Genomic DNA, 22,017 nt, shown 5'->3' on the forward strand with positions numbered 1-22,017 from the left:
ATTATTTCTCCGATTCGCGACAGGGCCGGGAAGCGGCCGGACCGAGGTGTTCGACCCGCTGCGTCAGCGGGGGGATCAGCGCGTCGAGCGTGTTCTGGGGGTCGCCATCACCGTAGGCTGACGTTCCCAAGTCGAACCCGGCGCTTTCAGGGGACATCACCTCGATCAGCTTCTCCATGGTGCGCAGACGCCCCAGCTGCAGCGTGTCGAGAATGACTCTCGCGAGCTGCTTCGGCACCAGCGTCCGATATTTCGACTCGTCGAAAACGAGGTCGATCAGTTCTCCTCGCCCATCGAATGTCATCTCAAGCGCCTGATTCTTCGCACGGACCGTCGTCCGCCCATCACTCCACATCTCGCCCAGCTTTACGCGTTCGCTCTCGAGTTTGGCGATGGCGTCCTCGACACCTCCGTCGCGATCGAATATTTCAGAGAAGTCGGTCATGTTCACTTCCTCCAATCGTCAAGCCGGTCCATCGCGCTAGGACCTTCCGGAATATCCGTCAGGTCAATTTCGTCCGCTATGTCGGTGAGCGGCGCCTCAGGGGCTTTCTCCCGCCTGCCCAGTACCGAGGTCCACCCCGGGGAGTCCCAGATCTCCTTGTCGGAATTGAGCAACGCCTCCGGGTGCCGCTCGCTGTCCTCACGCTGCTGCCCGCCCATACCACCGAATCCCATCGGGGAGAGCGGCATACCTCCGGGCGCCGCGCCACCACCCGTCGCGCCAGCTGCCGCCGCTGCCGGACCCGGCGTCGCGGGCAACGTGGTCCGAGCGGTGTCGAACTCGCCCAGCTTCGTCACCGGCGGGGTGACCGGCGGTGCTCCCTGCCCCGCCGCGTTTCCGGCGGAAACGCCGCCGGTCGGTGTCCCCGCGACAAGCTGACGAGCACTTTCCTGCGCTGCCGCCAACGCCTGACCGCCAGAGCTCTGTGACGGACCGGGCGTCGACGATCCCTGCGTGGCCTGCACGCTCGTGGCGGCCTCCGGCGGGGACCCGGCGCTCGCCGTCGCCGGAGCCGTGGCCGGAGCCGTCGCCGGCTGGGCGGAAGTTGTCACCGGAGCAGGCGTAGTGGTCTTCGCCCCGTCGGACACGAGCGCGCGTGGAGCGTCCGCGACGGCCTGGCCGCCCGCCGACGACACGGAAGCACCCGTTTCCGCAGGAACCTGCCCGCGTGCGGTCTTCTTGCGGTCACCGTCCGCGTGATCGGCCTTGGCACGGCCGACCACAGCGGGCATACCGACCGGGATGACCACGGCAGCCTCCGGGACGTCCGCTCCTGCCGCGACCGCAGTGGCACGGCCAAGCACCGCGGGCGCCGAATGAGCCTGATAACCCGCGGCGAAGACACCATCACTCGACACACCGCCGTCAGCCGGGTTCACTGAGCAATCACCGGCGAAGTCCCCACGCGCGCCGAGAGCCCATGCACTGGTCACGCCAGGCCCGCCCGGCACGAACGGGACACCACCCGCACCGGCACCGCCGCCACCCCAGCCAGCACCGGTCACGCCTGCCTGGTCAGGCTGGACCGGCACCACCCCGTCGGCGGAGGTGGAGCCGGTGCCCGGCGTGAAGGCGGCGGGAACGGACTGACCGGAGTCCGGAAACGGCACGAGTGCGTTGCCCACGTCGTGGTAGACCTGACCGAGATCACGCACGATCTGCGCGGCCGCCTGCGGGTCGGTGGCCTCACCCTGCGCCTGCAGGTTCTTGAACCTCAGCTGTGCCAACGCGAGCGCGTCACCGGCCTGCCGCAGCATGGCAGGATAGCCGGGACTGGCCAGCGCTTCGATCACCTCCTCCACCGAGGCGTCGATCCGGCGCGCGGCCTGGTCGTAGGCGTCGGCGATCTCGCCGCTCCACAATTCCCACATGTGCTTCGACTCGCGCTGGAACTCGTGCCTGGCCTCCTCCCAGCGCGCCTGCGCCTGCTCGAAGGCCACCGCACGCTGGTAGAAGGCATCCGGGCTGACCTCGTTCACCAGCTGGGCAAGCTGTTCCGGTGGCAAGGCGGCCAGTGCCGCGTCGTCCAGCGGGGGTGCGGGCTCGACCGTCATGGGTCAGTCCCTGCCGAGCACGGGTGAGTCCGGGCGGTCGTTGTCGGGATCATCCCAGGCGCCCTTGTCCGCCTGCAGCCAGATCTGCGGCTCGCGTTCCTTGCCTTCCTGGCCCGCGCCGGCGCCCCCGCCGCCCATGCCACCTGCACCCATCGGCATGCCACCCGGTCCCATTCCGGCGGTGGGATCGACGCTGGCACCCGCCGACGAGGCCGTCACCGGGATACCGGCGGGCGCGCCACGCTGACCGGGCTGGGTATCGAACTGACCTGCCACCGCCGGTTCGGCCACAGCGGGTACGCCGGCGCCGCCGACACCTCCGCCTCCGCCGACACCACCGAGGTCGGGCATGCCACCGCCACCCGCGCCACCACCGAGGTCGGGGACTCCACCGCCACCCGCGCCACCACCGAGATCGGGCGCACCACCGCCGGCGCCGCCCAGGCTGTCGACCGGGACCCGGTCAGCGGCGAGGAAGTCCTCCAGCTCCCGTGGCCCGCCGGCGGAATCGATGGCTTTGTCCACCGCGGCCTTGGCCTCGGCCAAGGCCGCCTTCTCTTCCGGCGTGCCGTCGCTGGCGAGGCTGTCGATCGCCTTGTCCGCCGCGCTCTTCGCGTCTTCGAGTGCCTGCACGCGCACCGGGTCCTCTGGCTTGGTCGCGTCGCCGATGGCCTTGTCCGCAGCTTCCTTCGCGTCCTGAAGCGCCTGCTTCGCCTGCGGGTCGTCCGTCTTGCCCGTCAGGTCGTCGATGGCCGCGCCTGCTGCGTCCTTCGCCTTCTGGATCGCCTCTGGGTCGCCATTCGCCGCACCGATGTCGTCGATCGCCTTCTGGGCGGCCTTCTTCGCCTCTTCGAGCGCTTCCTTGCGTTCGGGAGAGTCGTCCGGCTTCGAGAGGTCGTCGATCGACTTCCCCGCGGCTTCCTTCGCCTTGTCGAGCGCCACGTCGCCAGCGCCCTCACCGCCGCCAGGGCCGCCTGATTCCGTGCTGGGCAAGCCATCCGGATTCGTCAGGTCATCGATCGCGTCACCGGCGGCCTTCTTCGCGTCCGCCAGGGCCTGCTTGCGCCGCTCGTCCTCCGGTGACGTACCACCACCACTTCCGGCCCCACCACCGGTCGTCGGGATCCCCGGTGTTCCGCCGCCTGCCGCACCGGCCGGATCGGTGAGCCCGTCGATCGCGTCATCGGCGGCCTTCTTCGCGTCCGCCAGCGCCTGCTGGCGCCGCTCGTCCTCCGGTGACGTACCACCACCACTTCCGGCCCCACCACCGGTCGTCGGGATCGCAGGCACTCCGCCCGCGGCCGCGCCCGACGGATCGGAGAGGCCGTCGATCGCCTGGCCAGCAGCGTTCTTCGCTTCCTCCAGCGCCTGCTGGCGGGCCGGGTCGTCAGTCTGCGACGACAGGCCGTCGATGGCCTGGCCGGCGGCCGCCTTCGCGTCGTCGAGGCCCTTCTGGGTTTCCGGGCTCAACCCGGTGCCGACGCCACCGCTCCCGGTGCCACCAGCTGAGCCCCCCTCGGTGCCAGCGCCACCGGTGGAGCCACCCCCGGTCCCGGCACCGGTGTCACCCGTCGGCGAGGTGAGGCCGCCGATGGCCTGATCCGCGGCCTGCTTCGCGCTGTCCAGGCCGGCTGTCGACGCGGTGTCTTCCCCGCCGGAGGTGCCGCCGGAGGTGCCGCCGGGGGTGCCGCCGGCCGTCGAGGTCGCGGGCATGTCGTCCAGCTCGTACGCCTGCTGCTTGCCTGCGCCTTCGCCGCCTTCCGTGGCAACAGGCTCGCGGTCCAGCGCCGGTGTCGTGTCCTTGCTCTGGCCGTCACCACCGCCTTCTTCGCCGGGGGTACCGCCCTCCGCCGTCGTCGCGGGAATGTCGTCGAGCTTGGGGTTCTTGGACTCGCCCTCGCCGGAGGTGCCCCCTCCACTCGTAGTCGGACCGGGGGCGCCGACGCCGGGGGTGTATCGCGAGTCGTTCGCCTTGGACAGGCCGTTGATGATCTTCAGCGGCACGAAGTCGCCGCCACGCGTGTTGTACTGCGCGCCCAGGGCACTGAGCGCGCCCTGCAAGTCTTTGACCAGTGCGTCGTCGGCCTGGTTGTTCATGCTTTCGAGCTGGCTCTTCAGATTGGTCTGGATCGCGTTGACCGCGGGAACCGACTTGGCGAGTGCGATCTCCGTCGCGGCGAAGGCGCGCAACGCCTTATCCGCGGCCTTTCGCTTTTCGTCGGAGTTCTCGATGATGTTCCACCAGCCACCGGCGAAAGCCTGGATGGCATGCCCCACGTTCCCGACCGCGGTGCCGTACTTCCTGCCTTCCAGCGTGTTGTACAGCTCTTCGCTCTCGTTGAGGATGTCGGTCGCGTATTTCTGCAGAGCGTCGCCCGCTTCACCGGCGAGTGAGTCTTTCAGCGCTTTGATCTCCTTGGCGATCTCCTGGTTGATGTCACCCAACCGTTTGGTCGCCTTGTTGAAGTCCTTCTCCAGCTCGTACCACGCTTCGGCGACAGTCGCGCGGCTCAAGCTCGCGTGCGAACCATCCGAGTTGAACACCAGATCGGAGACGACGCCGTTGAGCGCTTCGATGGTCCCGTACTGGGTGGTGTCCAGCGCGGGTGAGGACGAGGAGTACTCACCGACCAGCGGCGTGCCGGCAGAATCAGACATAGGACTACATCCTTAACGAGAGCGACCGGGGTTCCGGTGCCAAACCGGCGACCTCCGCGGAACGCCTTCGTTTCCGACGACAGGCGTCTGCGGAGGCCGTGACATCGGCGGAGTTCAGTTTCTGACGGAATTCAGGCCAGCCAAGGTTCAGGCCTTGGCACCCGAACCTGGAAGGTTGTCGTTGTACCCATCACCGTCGGAGGCGTTGCCCTTCGGGCCGCCCGTGAAGTTGCCCTGCTGGGCCTCGGTGCCCTGGTCGAACTTCGCGACGTCGTCCGAAGCGCGCTTCTCGATGTCGACGATGCTCTGCTTGATCTTCGCCGCGTTGTCGCCGTCGGTGTTCTGGAAGTCGTCGGTGATCGACACGAGGGTCGACTTGAGGTCGGTGAGCACGGTCTTGAGGTGCTCGCCCTGGGCGACGAGGCCGTTGCGGCGGTCATCGACCACGCGCTCCAGCCACTGCGCCAGCGGGAACTTCCCAGCGTTGGGCCAATTCGGCTTCAGCGCGTCGAACGCGGACATGTCGTCCATGATGCTGCCGAGCTTGTCGGCCGATTTCTTGATCGCTTCGGGATTGTAGTTGGTGGCCACGAACAGGCTCCTTCGGCCGAAGTGGACGGACAGGGGTGGCGGTGCGCTGGTGCCGGGGGGTGACCAGCGCACCGCCGGTTCCGGGATGGGTGGTGCGGGCGGCTGAAGAGCCGATGTCAGCCCAGGCGGCCCGCGCCGCTCCGGTCCTTGTCCTGCATCTCCTGCGCGGCCCGCTCCAGTGCGGCCTTCAGGTTCTCCAGGTTGGTCTTGTTGGCGATGAGATCGGCCTTGAGATCACCGGCCAGCCGCTCGTAGGAGTCCGCGGTGCTGCCTTCCCAACCGGTCATGATCGACTTGACCGACTTCTCCAGCTCGTCGGCCTGGTTCTCGATCTCGGTGGCCTTCTTGCTCATCATGCCGAGGCACTGCTCGATGACCGGATAGTCATACTTGATGGTGTCGTTGGACATTTGTTCATCCTTTCAGGAAAACGAGACGGAAAGAAAGCGGAAGATCAGGCGCCGAGGAAGTTCCCGGTCTCCATCGGCACGTTCAGGATCGCCTTCTCGCTTTCCTGGTCCATCGCTTCCTGGTCACTGGCCTCGCGGCGCATGTTGTTCGCCATGCCAGTCATGTGCTGCAGCACCGAGCTGCGCACCGATTCGACCCAGTTGTCGCAGGTGGTGCTCAGCGCACGGGTAGCGGCGCTGGTGCTCATCTGCAGAGTCTGGTCCACCTCGTTCTTCAGCTGGGTCAGCTGGTCGCTGATGTTCTGCGCGAAGGTGTCGTGCCGATCCGCCTGCTGGTTGATCGTCTGCGGGGAGAGCGTTGTTGAATGCGACATCAGTTTTCCTCCTGCACTGTGGTGCCGCGACACTCGGTCGAGCCGTACATTTTGTTCGGCGGTGCGGCCATGACCCAAGCTTAAATTCGATCGAGAGCCTTCGGAGCCTTTTCGCAACCATTCTGGATTTCGGAGGGAAATGTTTCGCGAATGCTCAGGCCGGACTGGAACGGGCCGCGTCGGCGCTGAGCAGCGGGCCGGCGGGCAGCAGGCCGAGCAGTCCCGCCGGCACCGGCACCGCCGAGGTCTCGGCATAGCCCAGCGCACCCATCACGTCCGGACCGGCCACCGGATATCGCATACCCAGCTCGGTGATCAGGAAGGCCGCGCCGGGTGGTGCGCCGGGCACGGCCTGCTGTCGGGCGAGCACCCCGGTCCCGGCCGGGATGACCACCCGGTCCGCGGTGGTACCTGCCTGGTGCCGGGCCATCGGCATCGACCGGGAACGCACGGCGGTGGCGTCGACCAGCCGCACCTGCGGCGGGGCCGCCGCGTCCACCGGGTAGGCGACACACGAGAGCGAATTCTGGTCGGGCGCCAGCAGTTCCGGTGGGTCAGGCGGCAGTCCGGTGCCCAGCGCCGGACCCGACGACGTGGGCACCCCGCTGAGCGCGCCCGCACTGACCGGGATCGGCTCCACCAGCGCGCCAGGGTAGGCCGCACGCGTCGAGGGTGCGGCGAGCAGCAGTGCGGCCACCGTCCTGCTGACCGGCGTGATCCCGTCGGCACGGACCAGGAACAGCTGGTCGGTCTTGATCGCCTGATTGCGCACCTCGACGAGCTGGCCTGCCAGCATCGGCCTGCCGTCGATGACCGGACCACGTGAGCCCGTCCCCGCGACGGCGGGCACGACGAGATCAGGCCCCTGCTGGATCGGGTTGAGCCAGGCCGGGGTGACCGCCACCGGACGCAGGTCGCCGTAGCCGAGGGAACGCAACTGTGACGTGTCCGGCACCCTCAGCCGCTTTCCTTGCCAAATCAGGAAGGTCGAACCGTCCGATGTGTACGCCAGGATCGCCTGGCTCTCGGTCAGCACCCGGCCTCGCTGTTCGGCGAGCAACAGAGTGACCGCCGGTCCGGCGACAGCCGGGTCACTGCCCGGCGGCTGGACGCACACCGACCAGTCACCCCGGTACAGCGCGGTCGCGGAGGGCAGTGCGTCGGGCGCGCCGGTTATCCCGACCGGCTGGCCGACCGGAGTGCCCGCCAGGGACTTGCTCGAAACGGCGACGACCTTGCCACCGGCGTCCGGCCCAGCCACCAGGCGGGCCGACGCGTAGTTGATGACCGGCCGCAGCGCGCCGTCGAGATAGACGTAGCGAGCCCCACTGCTCTTGTCCATCACGATCGCGCCCGCGTGCCGCCACGACGTGTCGTTGCCAGGAACGAAAAGACCATAAATACCGAAGATCGCGGCCAGCAGCGCGGTGAGCAGGAACCCGAACACGGTGCCGGTGGTGACGCGCCTGGCAGGTGGCTGCAGCACATCCGGTTTCCCGTGGGTGACCGCGGCTGCCAGCCTGCCGACCACAAAGAAATAGGCCTGTACCTGATCCTTGCGTGACTTCATCAGCCTGCCAATGCGCGCATGAACGAGTAAAGGTGCAGAATCTGGAAAAGAATGGGCAGTGCCGCGATCGCGGTGATCGACTCGAAGATCTCCACCGCACGGCCCCAGTACGGTCGCAGCCGCCGCCCCGGCAGCCGGTTCCCACCGAGCAGCAGCAAGGCGCTCGCGCCGAAAAGCACGGGCACGAGCACCAGCAGGCGGACGGCGGGCGTTTGCTCGCCTGCGAAAGCGACCAGATACGCGGCGACCGCGGTGCAGGCAGGCACCAGCAGCGCCCAGCGCTGGATCACCGTGTTCGGGTGCCGGGAACGCAGGAACAGCAACAAAGCAAGCACCAGCACCAAAGCCCTCGCCCAGCCGTCGCCGTCGAAGACGACGATCGGCAGCAGCAGCGATTGCGCGGCGCCCAGGCCGAGTTGCAGCGCGGTCGAATACCCGACGACGGCCGAGCCGCGGTCGACGACCAGCTGGTGGGGAATCGGCGTGATGTCCTCGTTCAGCTCGTCGGCGCCGGTAGGCAGCATGGGCAGGGTGAGACCCGACAGCCGGAAGGCGGCAGGCGGTACGAAGATGCCCATAATGATCGACAGCACCACGCCGATGGCCGCGACCTGGACACTCGTCGCGCCGGTGAGCACCCCGATCACTCCGGTGAGCAGCAGGGTTCCGGCGAACACGGTCGCCGCGACGAACAGCAGCACCCCTTCGGCCACCGCGGCCAGCCCGGCCACCAGCGCGAGCAACGCACCCGTGGCCGCTCCGGTGACCCGCAGCACCAGCGGTGCGCCAGGGGCCAGCACGCCCACCACCAATGCCGCGGCCACACCAGCGTACGCGGCCGCGGCCGCGGCCAATATGGTCGCCGTCTGCGCGTCGGCCGCGCCACGTGCCAGTAACGCCGCACCGAGCACCAGCGCGAGGGCCAGCCCACCGGCGAGCTGCGCCTGTGACTGCGGCGAACCCGCACCCGGCACCAGCCAGAGACCGAGCAGCAGGCACGCCACAGCCGCCGCGCGGAACATCCACCGCACTCGGGTCGGGTTGAGAGTGCCTGGATGCGCGGTCACCTGCTCGGCGACGCCGTCGACCAGGTCGTCGTAGTCGATCGCGACCACCTGATCGGTGCGCGGCCGCAGGTGCAGGGTCTCACCGTCGAGCACACTCAGCTCGGAGAGCGTCCGGTCCTCGTCCAGTGTTTTGTCGCCGAGACGTCGCACCACCCATCCCTCGTGCTCGACACCTTGTTCCACGACCTCGGCGCCGAATTGCGGGAGAATGGCAGGCAGCAGATGGGCGAGCGGGACCTCCGTGGGGAGTGCCACGTCGACCTTCTGTTTACCCAGGATGAAACGTAGCCTGGCCGAACTGCTTGTGCGATGCTGTGTCTGCTCTTCCATCTGCTGCCAAGGTCCTTCCTGCCAGGGCTAGACCCACGGCCGCGAACCTAATGCGTGAATCGGCCTGCCACCGTCCGATACCGGCCGCCGTCGCGAAGTAGGGGACAATTACTCGTCTAGGGAGAGCTTGTGAGCACGACACTGTTCGTCCGGCGCTCGAGGCGGCCCAAACCGCCCGCGCCCGCGGAAGAGATCGAGTTGCAGGCGCCGCCTGGCGTTCCGGAGGACACCAGCGGTGGGATCAGCTCGGTCCTGATGTACGCGCCGATGGGCCTCGGCTCACTCGCCATGGTGATGATGTTCGTCCGGCCGGGTTCCGGGATCTTCTCCTACATCGGCGGCGGTGTGATGGTGCTGTCGGTGATCGGCATGCTGATCACCCAGATGGTGCGCGGCTCGGTGACGCACAAGCAGAAGCTCAACGGGCATCGCCGCGACTATGTCCGCTATCTCGGGCAGCTGCGCGCCAAGGTACGCGGCGCGCTCAGTGCGCAGCAGCGTGCGGCCCGCTGGACGCATCCGGACCCGCACGCGTTGTGGTCGACCGCGCTCGGCTACCGGCTGTGGGAACGACGGCCCGCGCACGACGACTTCGGCGAGGTCCGGATAGGACTCGGCACCCAACGTTCGACGATGAAGCTGCTGCCGCCGGACAGCAAGCCGGTCGACGACCTCGAACCGCTGACCGCTCACGCGCTACGCCGGTTCCTGCGCGCGTACACCACGCTGCCGCAGGCCCCGATCGCGGTCTATCTGCGCGGGTTCGCGCAGATCCAGTTCGACGGCGACAACGAGCACGTGCTCGGCCTCGTCCGCGCGATGCTCGCTCAGCTGGTCACCGCGCACACACCCGGTGATGTGATCGTCGCCGTCTGCGCTGCCGAGGACCGCACCCAGTGGTGGGACTGGCTCAAATGGCTGCCGCACAACCAGGATCCCGAAAATCGTGACGCCGCCGGCGCGCGCAGGCTGGTGTCCGACGATCCGGCCGAGATCGAGCTGATGCTCGGCGGGACCTCCTTCACCGGGCGTCCCCGGTTCGAGGCGGATACACCGATCACCGCCTCGGAACCGTTGGTGGTGCTCGTGATCGACGGTGTCGCGGTGCCCGCCGACCACCGGATCGCCGACGAGGGCTACCGCAACACCGTGGTGCTGGACGTGGGCGGTTCGCTGCCGTGGCAACCCAGGCCTGGTGCGCTCTTCCTCGAGGTGGACGACACGGAGGTGCGCACGGTGTCGTTCGACCGGGTCGGCAAGCGGCAGTCGTCGGCGCTCTGCCGTCCCGACCTGCTCAGCGAGATCAGCGCCAGCGCGCTGGCGATGACCATGGCCCGGTTCCGGGTCGGTGAAGCGGTCGAGGACGACGAGCCGACTGCCGCCGACTACGACCTCGCGGCACTGCTCGGCATCAGTGACGTCGCGACCTTCGAGCCGGTGAAGTACCGGCGTGAACGGATGACGAGCAAGCGCAGGCTGCGTGTGCCCATCGGTATCTCGGGCGGTGGCACACCGCTGGAGATCGACATCAAGGAAGCGGCCGAAGACGGCATGGGGCCGCACGGGCTGTGTGTTGGCGCGACCGGGTCGGGCAAGAGTGAACTGCTGCGAACGTTGGTGCTGGCGCTGGCGACCACACATTCCTCCGAGGACCTGAACTTCGTGCTCGTGGACTTCAAGGGTGGCGCGGCTTTCCTCGGGTTCGACCAGCTGCCGCACACCTCCGCGGTCATCACCAACCTCTCCGAGGAGTTGGAACTGGTCGACCGCATGCAGGACGCGCTGACCGGCGAGATGAACCGCCGCCAGGAATACCTGCGCGCGGCGGGGAACTACGCGTCACGGCGTGACTACGAAGCCGCGCGGCAGCAGGGTGTTCCGCTGGAACCGATGCCCGCGCTGTTCATCGTCGTCGACGAGTTCAGCGAGATGCTGTCCAGCAAACCGGAGTTCATCGACGTGTTCGCCATGATCGGGCGGCTCGGCCGAAGCCTGGGTGTCCACTTGCTCCTCGCGTCGCAAAGGCTTGACGAGGGCCGGATCCACAAGGTCGAAACGCACCTGTCGTACCGCATCGGCCTGCGCACCTTCTCCGCCATGGAAAGCCGCAGTGTCATCGGGGTCCCCGACGCCTACGAACTGCCGAACAGCCCCGGAAACGGTTACCTCCGCCCGGATACGCAGACACTGTTGCGTTTCAAAGGCGCGTACTCGTCCGCTCCGTACCGGGCCAAGCGGGTGCAGGGCCCGGTGTCCTCTTGGGAACAGCATGTGGTGCCGTTCGGCACCCAGTACGTCGAACCGCCGGTCAGCCCGGAGCCCGAACCGGAACCGGAACCGGTCGCCGAGTCCGACGAAGGCATCGAGACCGTGCTGGACGTGCTGATCACCCGGCTGCGCGGGGTCGGGCCGCGCGCGCACCAGGTGTGGCTGCCGCCGCTGAAGACCCCGGCGACGCTCGACCAGCTGCTGCCGCCGCTGGTCGACCACCCGCAGCTCGGGCCGCGTCCGGTCGGCGACCTGCACACGGCGAACCTGACCGTGCCGGTCGGCCTGCTGGACCTGCCCGCGCAGCAGAAGCGCGAATTGCTCGAAGCCGATCTGTCCGGCGCCAAGGGCAACGCGGCCGTCGTCGGCGGCCCGCAGAGCGGCAAGAGCACCATGGTGCGCACGCTCATCGCCGGCCTGGCACTGACCCACACCGCGGCCGAGGTCCAGTTCTACTGCCTCGACTTCGGCGGCACGCTCACCTCGCTCGCCAAGCTGCCACATGTCGGCAGCATCGCCAACCGGCTCGACCGCGACCGCGTGACGCGCACGGTCCTCGAAGTCACCAACCTGATGGCCAAACGCGAATCCATCTTCGCCGAGCACAACATCGACTCCATGACCACCTACCGGCGCGCCCGCGCACAGGGCAGGTTCCACGACATCGATCCGTACGGCGATGTCTTCCTGGTGGTCGACGGCTGGTACACCATCCGTGCGGATTTCGAGGAGATCGAAGAGAAGTTCACCGAGCTCGCCGCTCGCGGCCTGAGCTTCGGCATCCACCTGGTGATCGCCACCAACCGCTGGTCGGAGATGCGGCCGTGGCTGCGCGACGTGATGGGCACCAGGTTCGAGCTCAAGCTCGGCGACCCGATCGACTCGGAGATCAACAGCCGGTTCGCGGCGACCGTGCCGGCGATCCCCGGCCGCGGTATCACCCCCGACCGGCTGCACTTCCTGGCGGCACTCCCCCGCATCGACGGCTGGGCGGGCACCGACGACCTGGCCGAAGCCACCGTGGAACTCGCCGAAGCGCTGGACATGCCGTCGGCGCCGAAGGCTCCGCAGGTCAGGTTGCTGCCGCACAAACTGACCGTGTCCGAGCTGCCGCCGCCCACCGCGCCGAGGCCCGCCGCGGAAATGCGGATGGCACTGGGCCTCGACGACGTCCATCTGGCGCCGGAGTGGCACGACTTCGACGCCAGCCCGCACCTGCTGATCTACGGCGACGCGGAATCGGGCAAGACCAATCTGCTGCGGCACATCGCGCGCTCGGTGGCGGCCCACCATCCGGCCAGCGAGGCACGGGTGATGTTCGGGGACTTCCGCCGCGAACTCCGTGACTCGATCCCCGCCGAGCACCAGCTCGAGTACGCGGTTGGGGCGGAGGCACTGGCGAAGTCGATCGCGGGTGCGGCGCCGATCTTCGAAAAGCGGATACCCGGACCGGAGATCACCCCGGCACGCCTGCCTCAGCGCGACTGGTGGCAGGGCGGCAGGCTCTACATCATCATCGACGACTTCGAGCTGACCGAGAACACCGGCGCCGGGCCACTCGCCCCACTGATGCCGTTGCTCGCGCAAGGCGCCGACATCGGGGTCCACGTGATCATCGCGCGCAGCACGGCAGGCGCGAGCCGGTCGATGAGCAATGCCGCGATCAGGCGGATGTGGGAGCTCGGCACGCCCGCGTTGATGCTGTCCTGTCCCAAGTCCGAAGGCGGCTTCCTCGGCGCGCTGAAGCCGAGAACGCTGCCACCGGGCCGTGCGCAGTTCGTCAACCGCAGGCGCACCATCAAGCTGGTACAGACGCCGCTGGTCGAGGGCACCGAGCAAGCCTGACCGCTTTCGCGGCTCTTGGTCTCGCGGATGACCTTTTGGTCATCCGCGAGACCAAAAGGTCAGCCGGGTCAGTTCACCTGGGAAGCAGCACCCTGGGCGCCCCGTTTGCCCCAGTTCCGCGCACGGCCGGCGCGGATCAGACGGACCGCCACGCCCAGCAGGAACGCGAACGAGCCGACCAGCAGGAGTGCTACCAGCGCGACCAGCGGACCGTTCACCCCCGCCTGCGCGGCGGCGACGGGCGCGGCGGGCGGCGGGTCGATCATCCGGCCCGCGGTGCCTTCCTCCGGCAGCACACTGGTCACCGCGGCCACGAGGTTGACCGTGCCCCAGCCGAGGCCGGGGTCGGGCAACGCGGCCGCCGGGTGATCGGCGGTGGCCTCCAGGCGATGCCGGACAGCCTCGGCGGTCAGGTCTGGGTGGTAGGCACGCACGAGCGCCGCGGCACCCGCGACGAACGGCGCCGAATAGCTGGTGCCGGTGCCCTGCCAATGCCCGCCGCCACGAGGGCCGACGCTCACCACGTTGACGCCGGGAGCCACCAGTGAGAGGAACTTGCCGGTCTGCGAGAACTCGGCGCGCTGGCCCGCCGCGTCGACCGCGCCGACCGCGATGACCGTCGGGAAGGCGGCCGGGTAAGTCACCGGATCGCCCTGTTTGGCGCCGTTGGCCGCGGAAGCCACCACGACGACGTCATGGTCGGCCGCGTGCCGCACCGCGTCGGCGAGTTTCGGGTCAGGAGTGGTCGTGCTCGCCGAGATGTTGATCACCCGCGCGCCACCGTCGACGGCGGCGCGGATGCCATCGGCCATCGCCGCCGACGTCAGCACGGGCACCGCGCCGTCCTCACCGGGGCTCGCACAGCGAATCGGCAGGATGGTCGCTCCAGGCGCGACCCCGGCGAAACCGGTGTCCGGTGAGACGGAAGCCGCGATGATGCCCGCGACGAAGGTGCCGTGCCCGTAACAGTCGGTGTTGGCCGGACCCCGGCCAGGGGTGGTGACGTCGACGCCTTCGGCCACGCGGCCACCGGCCAGCTGGGGAGTACCACCGTCGACACCCGAGTCGACCACCGCGACGGTGACCCCGGCCCCGGTGGTGAGCGGCCAGACGCGCTGCGGCTGTAGCTGCTGCTGTGGCCAGGGCACGCCCGCCTCGGCACTCGGTGGCGGGGACAAGCACCCCTTCTGGCCTGCTGGAAGCGGTGTGGCGGTCTCCTGCGCCGTCGCGGCGGTCACCGGGGTCACCCCCAGCAGGGCGGCGGCGGCCAAGCAGCACAGCCGGGTATGCCGTCCGGCGCTCATGACGCCATCATGACGCCGGTCGAGCCAGCGCCCCCGGTCAGTGACAGGAGCCCGCTGGTCAGCCGCTCGGACGTCTCCGGATCCTCGACCCGTTGCAGTGTCGACTCCCGCCGCAAGGCCAGCACCCGGTCGAGCTTCGTCAGCACGGCACGGTCACGGTCGTCCAGCTCGCCGTCGTCCGAAGGCGTTTCGCCGGGCGCGAGCTCGCGGAAGAGCACCGCCAGCCTCGGCGGGGGCGGCCCCTCGCGATCCTCGTCCCCGGGTTCGTCCCCGGCGTCACGCACGGCCAATGCCTTGAAACGGGCGCCTGCCAAGAACACCACCTCTTCCGGAGTGCGGCCGATGGTCAGCTCGGCGGTTCGCCGCGCGGTCGCGGGCCAGATCAGCAGATCGGTGGTGGCGCCGGGCACGGTCATGCTCAGATCCGCGCTGGCGGTGAGGAAACCGGGCTCCGTCACCAGTGCGCCGGGGTCGACCGGCTCGGCGGCGGTGGACTGCCGCAGGACCGGGCGGCGGTGCGTCGGCAACCGCCGGATCCCCGAGATCAGGCACGCGGCCTGCCCTGCGACGGGCACGTCGTGACCGGATCGGATGGCGTCATTGACCGACTTGGCGCCGCTCGAGCCACCACCGAGGAACAGGCACACCGCGACATAGTCGGACTTGACCCCGGCCGCGCCGCCCTGGCGCATCGACGGCCACGTGGCCAGCGCGGCGTTCACCGTCGCGAGTGCTTCGCCGAAGGCACCGCCGGAGGCCTCGGCGAACCGGGTCTGCTCTGCGGTGGTACTCATCCGGTCTGCGATGACCAGAACCTGTCCGCTCGCCTCACCATCAGGCGGTAAGACGACCTGGTCCGCAGGGTCTTCGCCGGCGGGATCCGGCTCGACGACTGTCTCGGCGGTTGTCTCTGCGGGCTCCGGCTCCGTCGGCTCTTCGTGTTCGTCGACCTCGGGCAGGTCCACCGATGCCGCGGGGACGGATGCCGGGGAGACTGGCACAGCCGGAGCACCGGAGACGGTCGGCACTGGCGAAGCCGACATGGTGACGATCGGCGGCGGGAGCGGCACCGGGCGCGCACGCCGCTCCGGCTGTTCCGGCTGTTCCGGCTGCTCCAGGCGTTCAGGCTGCTCAGGCGGTTCCCCGTGTTCCCGTTGTTCCGGCGCAGGCTCGGCGGGAGGAAGTTCCTGACGCGTCACGGACACGGGCGGCACCGGCGATCCCAGCCCCGACCAGCCGCCGAGCATTTCGCGCGTGTGATCGTCGAGGTCACCGGCGACCCGGAGCCGCGCCAGGGCACGGCGCACCGGGTCAAGGCCCTCGAGCAGCCGCTCGGCGGCACCGAGCACGCGGATGTCGATCGGTTCGCCGCGAGTGCCCAGCTGCAGTGTCCAGCCCGCCGGGTCGAACGCCGCGGCGCCGCTCGAAGGATCGGCGGCGCCTGTCCGCAGTACCAGGCCGGAGGGCACCACGTCGGCCAGTACGTCGCCGTACTGATAGCCGGTGACCCCGGCTCGCCGCCAGCCGGGTGGCGGGTCGGCGACCGCCAGTACCTGCTGGTCACCTCCCCCAGGAGGCTGGCGCAGCACCACCGGAAACGGCTTGAACGGCTCGCCGGGGGCACGTCCGGCGACGAACGTGCCGGTACCCGTCCTGACTCCCGTCAAGACGGTCAGCGGCCTGCCGAGCGTCATCGCCAGCTCGACCAGCCAGAAATGCGCCGACACGGCGGGAGAGCCGGGCACCAGCACATAATCGGGCAGTCGCAATCTGCCCAATATCGCCGCGACCGCGGCGGGCGAGGGCACCTGGTCTGGACCACCGAGCACGATCTGCGGCGCGCGGGGATCGACGGTGGCCACGAACGCCGGATCACCCACGGCGGCCGGCGGACTGGCGATGTCCCGCACGACCAGCCCAGCAGGCACCTGCTCGGCGACGAGACCACCTTCGGCGACGGGGTCGGTCGGCAACACCGCGTCCCAGCGTGGCCTCGGCTGGCGGAATCCGGCGGACTCCACCAAGCCGTCAGGGCGGAACAACCGCCAGCCGGCGCTGTCGTACATCCCCGCGCCGGGCAGTGAGGCGAACGCGCCGCCGGGCACGACCACGTCAATCCCCAGCGTTTCGGCGAGCCGTCGCACCTGATCTGGCCGTCCGCCGAAACCGGCGAGCGCCACCGCCACCGTCCGGCACCCGGTCTCACGGACGAGCGGGGCCAGCGGCTCGGACAACGCGCCGTCGAACACGGACTTGGCCGCGCCGGGGGTGACGAGCACGAAAAGCCTGCCCGGCAACGCCGGTGGCCAGCCGAACGCCACGTGGTCGTGCCCGGCCTCCTCGGGGAGGCAGACCAGCGCATGCTGGCCCCGCCGCACCACGACGAGCGCGTCGAGCACCCGGTGGGTGTTGCCTTCGTTCATCCATACTCTCCTGCGGTCAGCCGCGCCGACGGGTCCCGAATCAGCCTTCGGGGGCGACATCCTCCAACGTGAGCAACGTCAGCTCGGCCGAGGTAGCCGTGGCGCTCACCGACAACCGCGACGCCTGCCGGTCGGTCATCGCCTCGAAGACCCGCCGCGCTGTGCGGCCGTTCCCGAACGTGCCGTCCTTGGGGATCCGATCGAAGTACTTCAGCAGCGCCTCGGCGGCGTCCTCGGTAAGCCGGTAGTCGTGCTTTTCGCAGTTGGACCGGACGATGGTCACCAATTCCTCCGGCGTGTAGTTGGCGAACTCGATGGTGCGGCTGAACCGCGACTCCATCCCGGGGTTGGACTCCAGGAACCGGCGCATGTCCTTGGTGTAACCGGCCGCGATGACGACCACGTCCTCCCGGTGGTCCTCCATCAGCTTCACCAGCGTGTCGATCGCCTCACGCCCGAAGTCGGGCCCAGAGCCACCGCCACCCTGGGCCAGCGTGTACGCCTCGTCGATGAACAGCACCCCGCCGAGCGCGGTGGTGAACGCCTCCGTCGTCTTGATCGCGGTGCCACCGATGATCTGCGCGACCAGGTCGGCGCGCGCCACCTCGACCAGATGTCCCTCACGCAGCACACCCAGCTGCGCGAGGATCTGGCCGTAGAGCCGGGCCACCGTGGTCTTGCCGGTGCCGGGAGCACCCGCGAACACCAGGTGCCGGGCCATCGGCGGCGCGGACAGCCCGGCGTCCTTGCGGCGCTGGGCCATCTTGTTCAGGTTGATCAGCGACGTGACCTCCGCCTTGACCCCGGCCAGGCCGACGAGGCCCTGCAGATCGGCCAGCGGGTCCGACTCCGACTGCCGTTTCGCGGGCGCGGGCGCCGCAGGCGCCGGGGTGTCCATCGCGGCCGCTGCCGTGCCGAACGCGTCGGGTACCAGGTTTCCGCCAGTGGTCAGGTCGAGCACGGTGATCGCGGCACCCGGTTTGGTCTGTCGCAGCCCGCTGCCGTGGTTGTCCCGCACGGTGCACCCCGTCACCTGGACTGCCTCCTCGGTGTCGAGCCGGATACCGTCGCCCGATCCGCCGGTGAACTCCGAGTCGGCGATCGAACCGGAGGCGCCCTCCCCGAACAGGCAGCCGACCCCGCTGCTGTCCTGCACCCGGCAGCGCTGGAGTGAGACGTCCGCGCCGGAGCCCGCATGCACCCCCTCGGCGCCGGTGCCGGTGAGCGCGCTGTCCGCCAGCGCCAGCGCCGCTCCCATCACCCGTACCCCGGCTTCGGCCACCCCGCGCAGGCTCAGCCCGGTCACGGTCGGCCGCGCGGCGCCGGCAATCGCCAGGCCCGGTCCGCCGCCGCCGTCGATCTCGATGTTCTCGAAGGTCCCGCGCGCCCCGCCGTCGACCTCGACGGCCGCACCATCACAGCCGATCACCCTTAGCCGCCGGAAGAACGGGTCGGCACCCTCGTCGACCCGTACTCCGGCGGCCCCGCATCCGGACACCGTCGTCCGGTCGAACTCGGGCACGCCTCGCTCGCTCACCGCGACACCCACACCATCCACTTCGGACACTTCGCAGCCCTCGACCGACCCGGCCGCGCGCCCGCCGAAATACATCCCTCGGCCGCGCGCGCCCCGCACTCGGCAGCCACGCAGGACGGGAGCACAGCCTTCGGCGACGAACACGCCTTCCGCGCCGCTGCGCTCAACACCGCAGTCCTCCAGCACCACTTGCTGGGTACTTGCCAGATAGAACCCGATGGTCTCGGTATCGGTGACGCTGAGCCGGGTGGCCGCCAACGCGGCCTGCTGCTCGACCGCGACCGCGGGTTTGCCCGTGCCGGTGACCACGGTGTCCTCCACCGTGAGCTTGCCGCGCCCGTTGAGGCAGATACCGTTGCCCGCCGACGGCCCGAGCGAACTGGACCGCACGAGCAGCGTGCCGTCCTCGGCCACCACCACCGCGGTGGTGCCCAGCCGCTCCAGTCTGCAGGTGTCGAGCACGCCGCCGCGCGGCGACGTCACCACCACGCCTGCGCCGATCTCGTTCAGCACCGAGCAGTCCCGCATCAGCACGGTGCCGTGCTGCGCGGCGTACACGGTGGCCCAGCTCGACGCCTGCACCGTGCACTCCGAGACGCTCAGCTGACCTTGGGTGATCAGAATCGCGGGGCTGTCCGCATCGGTCGCCGTGATCGACACACCGGACAGCGCCGCGGATTCGGCTTCGAGGGTGACCGCTACGCCCGCCGCGGCCACCAGCTTGACCGTGCCCGGCCCGTCCTCGGCGGTGATCGTCACCGGCTTGGTGAGGACCAGGTTCTCGCTGTATCGACCAGGACCCACGAGGATCACCGCGCCGTGCGGCGCGCCGGCGACCGCGTCGGCGATACTGCGATATCCGGGCCCGGGGGTGCGGGTCACCACGATGGCGTGCTGGCTCAAGGTCCGGGCTCCTCGTTCAGGACGCTCACGCGCCAACCGGTTCACATATGTCACCAAACGTCGAGGTAGCCAGGCCGTATCGGTTGCGGCAGCCGGTCTTCAGGTACAGCCTGGTGAGGTGCTTTTCGATCGTCTTCTCGCTCATGACCACGCTCTGCGCGATCTGCCGGTTGGTGTGCCCCAGCCGAACCAGCTTGATGATCTGCATCTCGAGCTCGGACAACTCCTCGGGCTGGACACGGCTGGACGACATGGGCAGGCCTTTGGCCTCCATCGCGTTCTTGATCACTCCGGTCAACCGGGTGGCCTCGAGTTCCAGCGCGATCTCCAACGCCTCGGCGAACCAGCGCTCCGAGTCGTCTTCGACCATCCCGACCAGCAGGCAGGTGATGGCGAGCCCGAACCGATGCCCACGTGCCCGCAAAGCCTGTTCGGCTGTGCGCACGGCAGCCCCGTCCATCGCCACCAGCGACTGCGCGAATGGGACCGTCTCGCTGGTGCACGGCCTGCCGAGCCGCTGGTGGCGTTCGTCTAGCGCCACCAGCACCGCGTCGGGCTGCCCTGATTCGGCGGCGAACTCGACGAGCCTGAGCTGCAGCCGGGCGGCGCCCGTCCCGACGGCGCGCCGATCAAGATCACGCCAGCCATGCGCGAACGCCGCCACTGCGCCTTCGACGTGCCGGAGCAGCCCGATCTCCACCCACGCGCGCAACGCGGGGATCAGATCCGTCGCGGCGGACGCCTCGAACCAGGACCTGGCATGGTGGTCGTCGCCGCGCCAGCCGCTGATCTCCGCGGCGATCAGGCGGGCGTGCTCGGTCATCCAGGCGTCCGCGGCCGGGTCGAGTTCCAGATCGCGTGCCGCGCTCAGCGCGTCCGACCAGGAACCGTTCACATACCCGCTGCGGACTCGGTGATGCGCGGCGAGTGGACCGCTGCCGGGCAGCTCGTAGTTCGCACCGAGCAGCTGGCGCAGTACCGGCACCAGGTCCCGCTGCAGGCAAGCGGCCGTCAGTTCGGCACACGCGTTCTCGTCGGCGGGCAGTGTGCCCATGCCCGGCCACGCCACCGCGAAGCCTGCCTCGATCTCCTCCGGGCGGATTTCCTCGCCGTCGAACCACCGACCGGCCAAGGCCAGTGGTTCCGCCGCTTCGGCGCACCCGGCAAGCGCGACGGCGACCGGCTCGGGAACCGGCTTGCCGAGGTGCAGTGCGGCGAGCACCGCCGCGGCGGCCAGCCCACCGCGGGCGCCGGGCTCGATCCCCACCGCCACGGCCTCGGTCACGAACTCGGCCATGCCGCGGTAGTCCGCCGCGCGCACGAGTGTCAGCACGAGCTCCGCCTGGCGCGCGCCGCGCTCGGCACGCACTCCGCAGTGCCACCAGGCGGAGTGCCGTTGCCGCACCTGCCGTTCCCGGTCGAACGGGGTCAATCGGATCTCGTCGTCACGCAGCAGCGTGGCGAGCTCCGGCCGGGCGGGCAGCGCTGTCCCCGCGGCGGCGACATGCCCGGCCACCAGCGACAACGGCCGACTTAGCCCGTCATCGAGCAGACACTGGGCCAGCACCCGGTGCAGTACACGCACCGCGTCCGGGCCGACCTGCTCGGCGAGCGCGGCGCCCAGCGCCGGGCAGCGGCAGGCGAGCCTGCCCTCGCCCGCGCTCATCAGCACACCGGCGTGCACCAGCCGATCGGCCACCTGACCGCAGCGGGTGGCGGGGATACCGTGCATCTTGGCGAGCAGGGGGATCTCGTCCACGTGGAAGCCGGTCGACCCGCCGGACAGCACCACGAGATCACGAGCGACGCTTCCTTCGGCCTCGATGTGGCTGAACAACTCGTGACCGGTGGGCAATACGACGGCTTCGGCGGGCCTGCGCAGGCAGGCCACCCCGTGGACGAGCGCGAGCCGATCGGTCCGGCTCAGCTCCGCGGCGGTCGCCAGCATCGCACCGGGGTTACCCCAGAGCGGGCCGAGACCGGTGCGGACCGCCTCCCCCAACCGGAGGTCGACCGGTGCGTTCACCACGCGGCGCAACAGCGCGTCGGCATCCTCGTCGGACAGCTCGGCCAGGTCTTCTACGTGGCTCGCCAGCTGGCAAAGGCGGTCGGCGCCCTCGGGCGTGCCCGGCGTGCACGAGACCACCACCCGGTGCCCGGCACGCTGTACCGCGATGAGCGCGGGCACCGGCTCCGGAACCTGGTCGGCGTCATCGACCAGCAGGACGACCGGCCCCGTCGTGCCCAGCCTGGTGAACAGCTTGGCCAAGGCGTTGAGCATCCGGAATTTCGACCAGGACGTGCGGTAGTGCTCTTCGGCGCACAGATGCGCGGCCGCTTGCAGCGCCGCGGTGAGCTTGGCGTCGGCAGCGAACTCTTCGAACTGATCACGGACGGCGGCGAGGAGCCTGCCGACCCCGAAGCGGTCCCATTCGTGATGCGCCGACCGCGGTGCGCTCAACGTCGTGACGCCATCACGACGCAGTTCACCGTTCAGTAACTCAAGCACGGTTGTCCGGCCGCTGCCATGGGCACCTCGCAGCACCACCAGGGCCGGTGTCCGGTCGTCGCCGCGCAACGCGGCGACCTCAGCCTGACGCCCGATCAGGTCTTCACACTCGCGAGCCATGTCAGGTCACCTCCCGTCCCGGCCTTGGCGAAGATCACCGCACACGACCT

The 22,017-nt window shown here is 69.5% G+C and carries 13 protein-coding genes; 1 reads left to right on the top strand and 12 read right to left on the bottom strand.

What is annotated here, in order from left to right:
• Position 1: 1 nt before the first annotated feature.
• The 8 genes from AB5J62_RS24525 to eccD form a co-directional block, all read right to left on the bottom strand.
• Positions 2-445 carry a YbaB/EbfC family DNA-binding protein gene (locus AB5J62_RS24525; protein ID WP_370942282.1) on the bottom strand — a complete coding sequence of 148 codons (444 nt, stop codon included), beginning with the start codon at positions 443-445 and terminating at the stop codon, positions 2-4.
• A 2-nt stretch (positions 446-447) separates the two neighbouring features.
• Complete coding sequence (locus AB5J62_RS24530; RefSeq protein ID WP_370942283.1) at positions 448-2,058, bottom strand: hypothetical protein; 1,611 nt, start codon at positions 2,056-2,058, stop codon at positions 448-450.
• Positions 2,059-2,061: 3 nt separating this feature from the next.
• Complete coding sequence (locus tag AB5J62_RS24535; RefSeq protein ID WP_370942284.1) at positions 2,062-4,716, bottom strand: hypothetical protein; 2,655 nt, start codon at positions 4,714-4,716, stop codon at positions 2,062-2,064.
• 147 nt (positions 4,717-4,863) lie between these two features.
• Positions 4,864-5,307, bottom strand: a complete 444-nt coding sequence (locus tag AB5J62_RS24540; RefSeq protein WP_370942285.1) for a hypothetical protein — start codon at positions 5,305-5,307, stop codon at positions 4,864-4,866.
• Between the two features lie 116 nt (positions 5,308-5,423).
• Positions 5,424-5,717 carry a WXG100 family type VII secretion target gene (locus tag AB5J62_RS24545; protein ID WP_370942286.1) on the bottom strand — a complete coding sequence of 98 codons (294 nt, stop codon included), beginning with the start codon at positions 5,715-5,717 and terminating at the stop codon, positions 5,424-5,426.
• 44 nt (positions 5,718-5,761) lie between these two features.
• A complete protein-coding gene (locus tag AB5J62_RS24550; RefSeq protein ID WP_370942287.1) occupies positions 5,762-6,091 on the bottom strand; it encodes a hypothetical protein in 330 nt (109 codons plus the stop codon).
• Between the two features lie 154 nt (positions 6,092-6,245).
• Positions 6,246-7,661 carry a type VII secretion protein EccB gene (gene eccB / locus AB5J62_RS24555; RefSeq protein ID WP_370942288.1) on the bottom strand — a complete coding sequence of 472 codons (1,416 nt, stop codon included), beginning with the start codon at positions 7,659-7,661 and terminating at the stop codon, positions 6,246-6,248.
• Positions 7,661-9,058: a type VII secretion integral membrane protein EccD gene (gene eccD, locus AB5J62_RS24560; protein WP_370942289.1), complete on the bottom strand. Its 1,398-nt coding sequence runs from the start codon at positions 9,056-9,058 to the stop codon at positions 7,661-7,663. Before eccD ends, eccB begins: the two co-directional genes overlap by 1 nt.
• A 129-nt stretch (positions 9,059-9,187) precedes the next feature.
• Between eccD and eccCa the strand changes: the two genes are divergently transcribed.
• Positions 9,188-13,171 (top strand): type VII secretion protein EccCa, encoded by a 3,984-nt coding sequence (gene eccCa, locus AB5J62_RS24565; RefSeq protein ID WP_370942290.1) that lies wholly within the window; start codon positions 9,188-9,190, stop codon positions 13,169-13,171.
• A 68-nt stretch (positions 13,172-13,239) separates the two neighbouring features.
• On the opposite strand, the gene mycP is transcribed toward eccCa, so the two are convergent.
• From mycP to AB5J62_RS24585, 4 genes are read right to left on the bottom strand one after another with little or no spacing between them, the layout of a single operon-like run.
• Positions 13,240-14,475: a type VII secretion-associated serine protease mycosin gene (gene mycP, locus AB5J62_RS24570; RefSeq protein ID WP_370942291.1), complete on the bottom strand. Its 1,236-nt coding sequence runs from the start codon at positions 14,473-14,475 to the stop codon at positions 13,240-13,242.
• Positions 14,472-16,898: a hypothetical protein gene (locus AB5J62_RS24575; RefSeq protein WP_370942292.1), complete on the bottom strand. Its 2,427-nt coding sequence runs from the start codon at positions 16,896-16,898 to the stop codon at positions 14,472-14,474. Before AB5J62_RS24575 ends, mycP begins: the two co-directional genes overlap by 4 nt.
• A gap of 40 nt (positions 16,899-16,938) precedes the next feature.
• Positions 16,939-19,338 (bottom strand): right-handed parallel beta-helix repeat-containing protein, encoded by a 2,400-nt coding sequence (locus AB5J62_RS24580; protein WP_370942293.1) that lies wholly within the window; start codon positions 19,336-19,338, stop codon positions 16,939-16,941.
• A 25-nt stretch (positions 19,339-19,363) separates the two neighbouring features.
• Complete coding sequence (locus tag AB5J62_RS24585; protein WP_370942294.1) at positions 19,364-21,967, bottom strand: AAA family ATPase; 2,604 nt, start codon at positions 21,965-21,967, stop codon at positions 19,364-19,366.
• Between the last annotated feature and the right edge of the window lie 50 nt (positions 21,968-22,017).

Source organism: Amycolatopsis sp. cg5 (assembly GCF_041346955.1).
Classification (GTDB): domain Bacteria; phylum Actinomycetota; class Actinomycetes; order Mycobacteriales; family Pseudonocardiaceae; genus Amycolatopsis.

Coding starts and splice junctions, on each gene's coding strand:
- mycP (WP_370942291.1), bottom strand. CDS start 14,475: ATGAGCGCCGGACGGCATACCCGGCTGTGCTGCTTGGCCGCCGCCGCC.
- AB5J62_RS24575 (WP_370942292.1), bottom strand. CDS start 16,898: ATGAACGAAGGCAACACCCACCGGGTGCTCGACGCGCTCGTCGTGGTG.
- eccB (WP_370942288.1), bottom strand. CDS start 7,661: ATGAAGTCACGCAAGGATCAGGTACAGGCCTATTTCTTTGTGGTCGGC.
- AB5J62_RS24545 (WP_370942286.1), bottom strand. CDS start 5,717: ATGTCCAACGACACCATCAAGTATGACTATCCGGTCATCGAGCAGTGC.
- AB5J62_RS24585 (WP_370942294.1), bottom strand. CDS start 21,967: ATGGCTCGCGAGTGTGAAGACCTGATCGGGCGTCAGGCTGAGGTCGCC.
- AB5J62_RS24550 (WP_370942287.1), bottom strand. CDS start 6,091: ATGTCGCATTCAACAACGCTCTCCCCGCAGACGATCAACCAGCAGGCG.
- AB5J62_RS24525 (WP_370942282.1), bottom strand. CDS start 445: ATGACCGACTTCTCTGAAATATTCGATCGCGACGGAGGTGTCGAGGAC.
- eccD (WP_370942289.1), bottom strand. CDS start 9,058: ATGGAAGAGCAGACACAGCATCGCACAAGCAGTTCGGCCAGGCTACGT.
- AB5J62_RS24530 (WP_370942283.1), bottom strand. CDS start 2,058: ATGACGGTCGAGCCCGCACCCCCGCTGGACGACGCGGCACTGGCCGCC.
- AB5J62_RS24535 (WP_370942284.1), bottom strand. CDS start 4,716: ATGTCTGATTCTGCCGGCACGCCGCTGGTCGGTGAGTACTCCTCGTCC.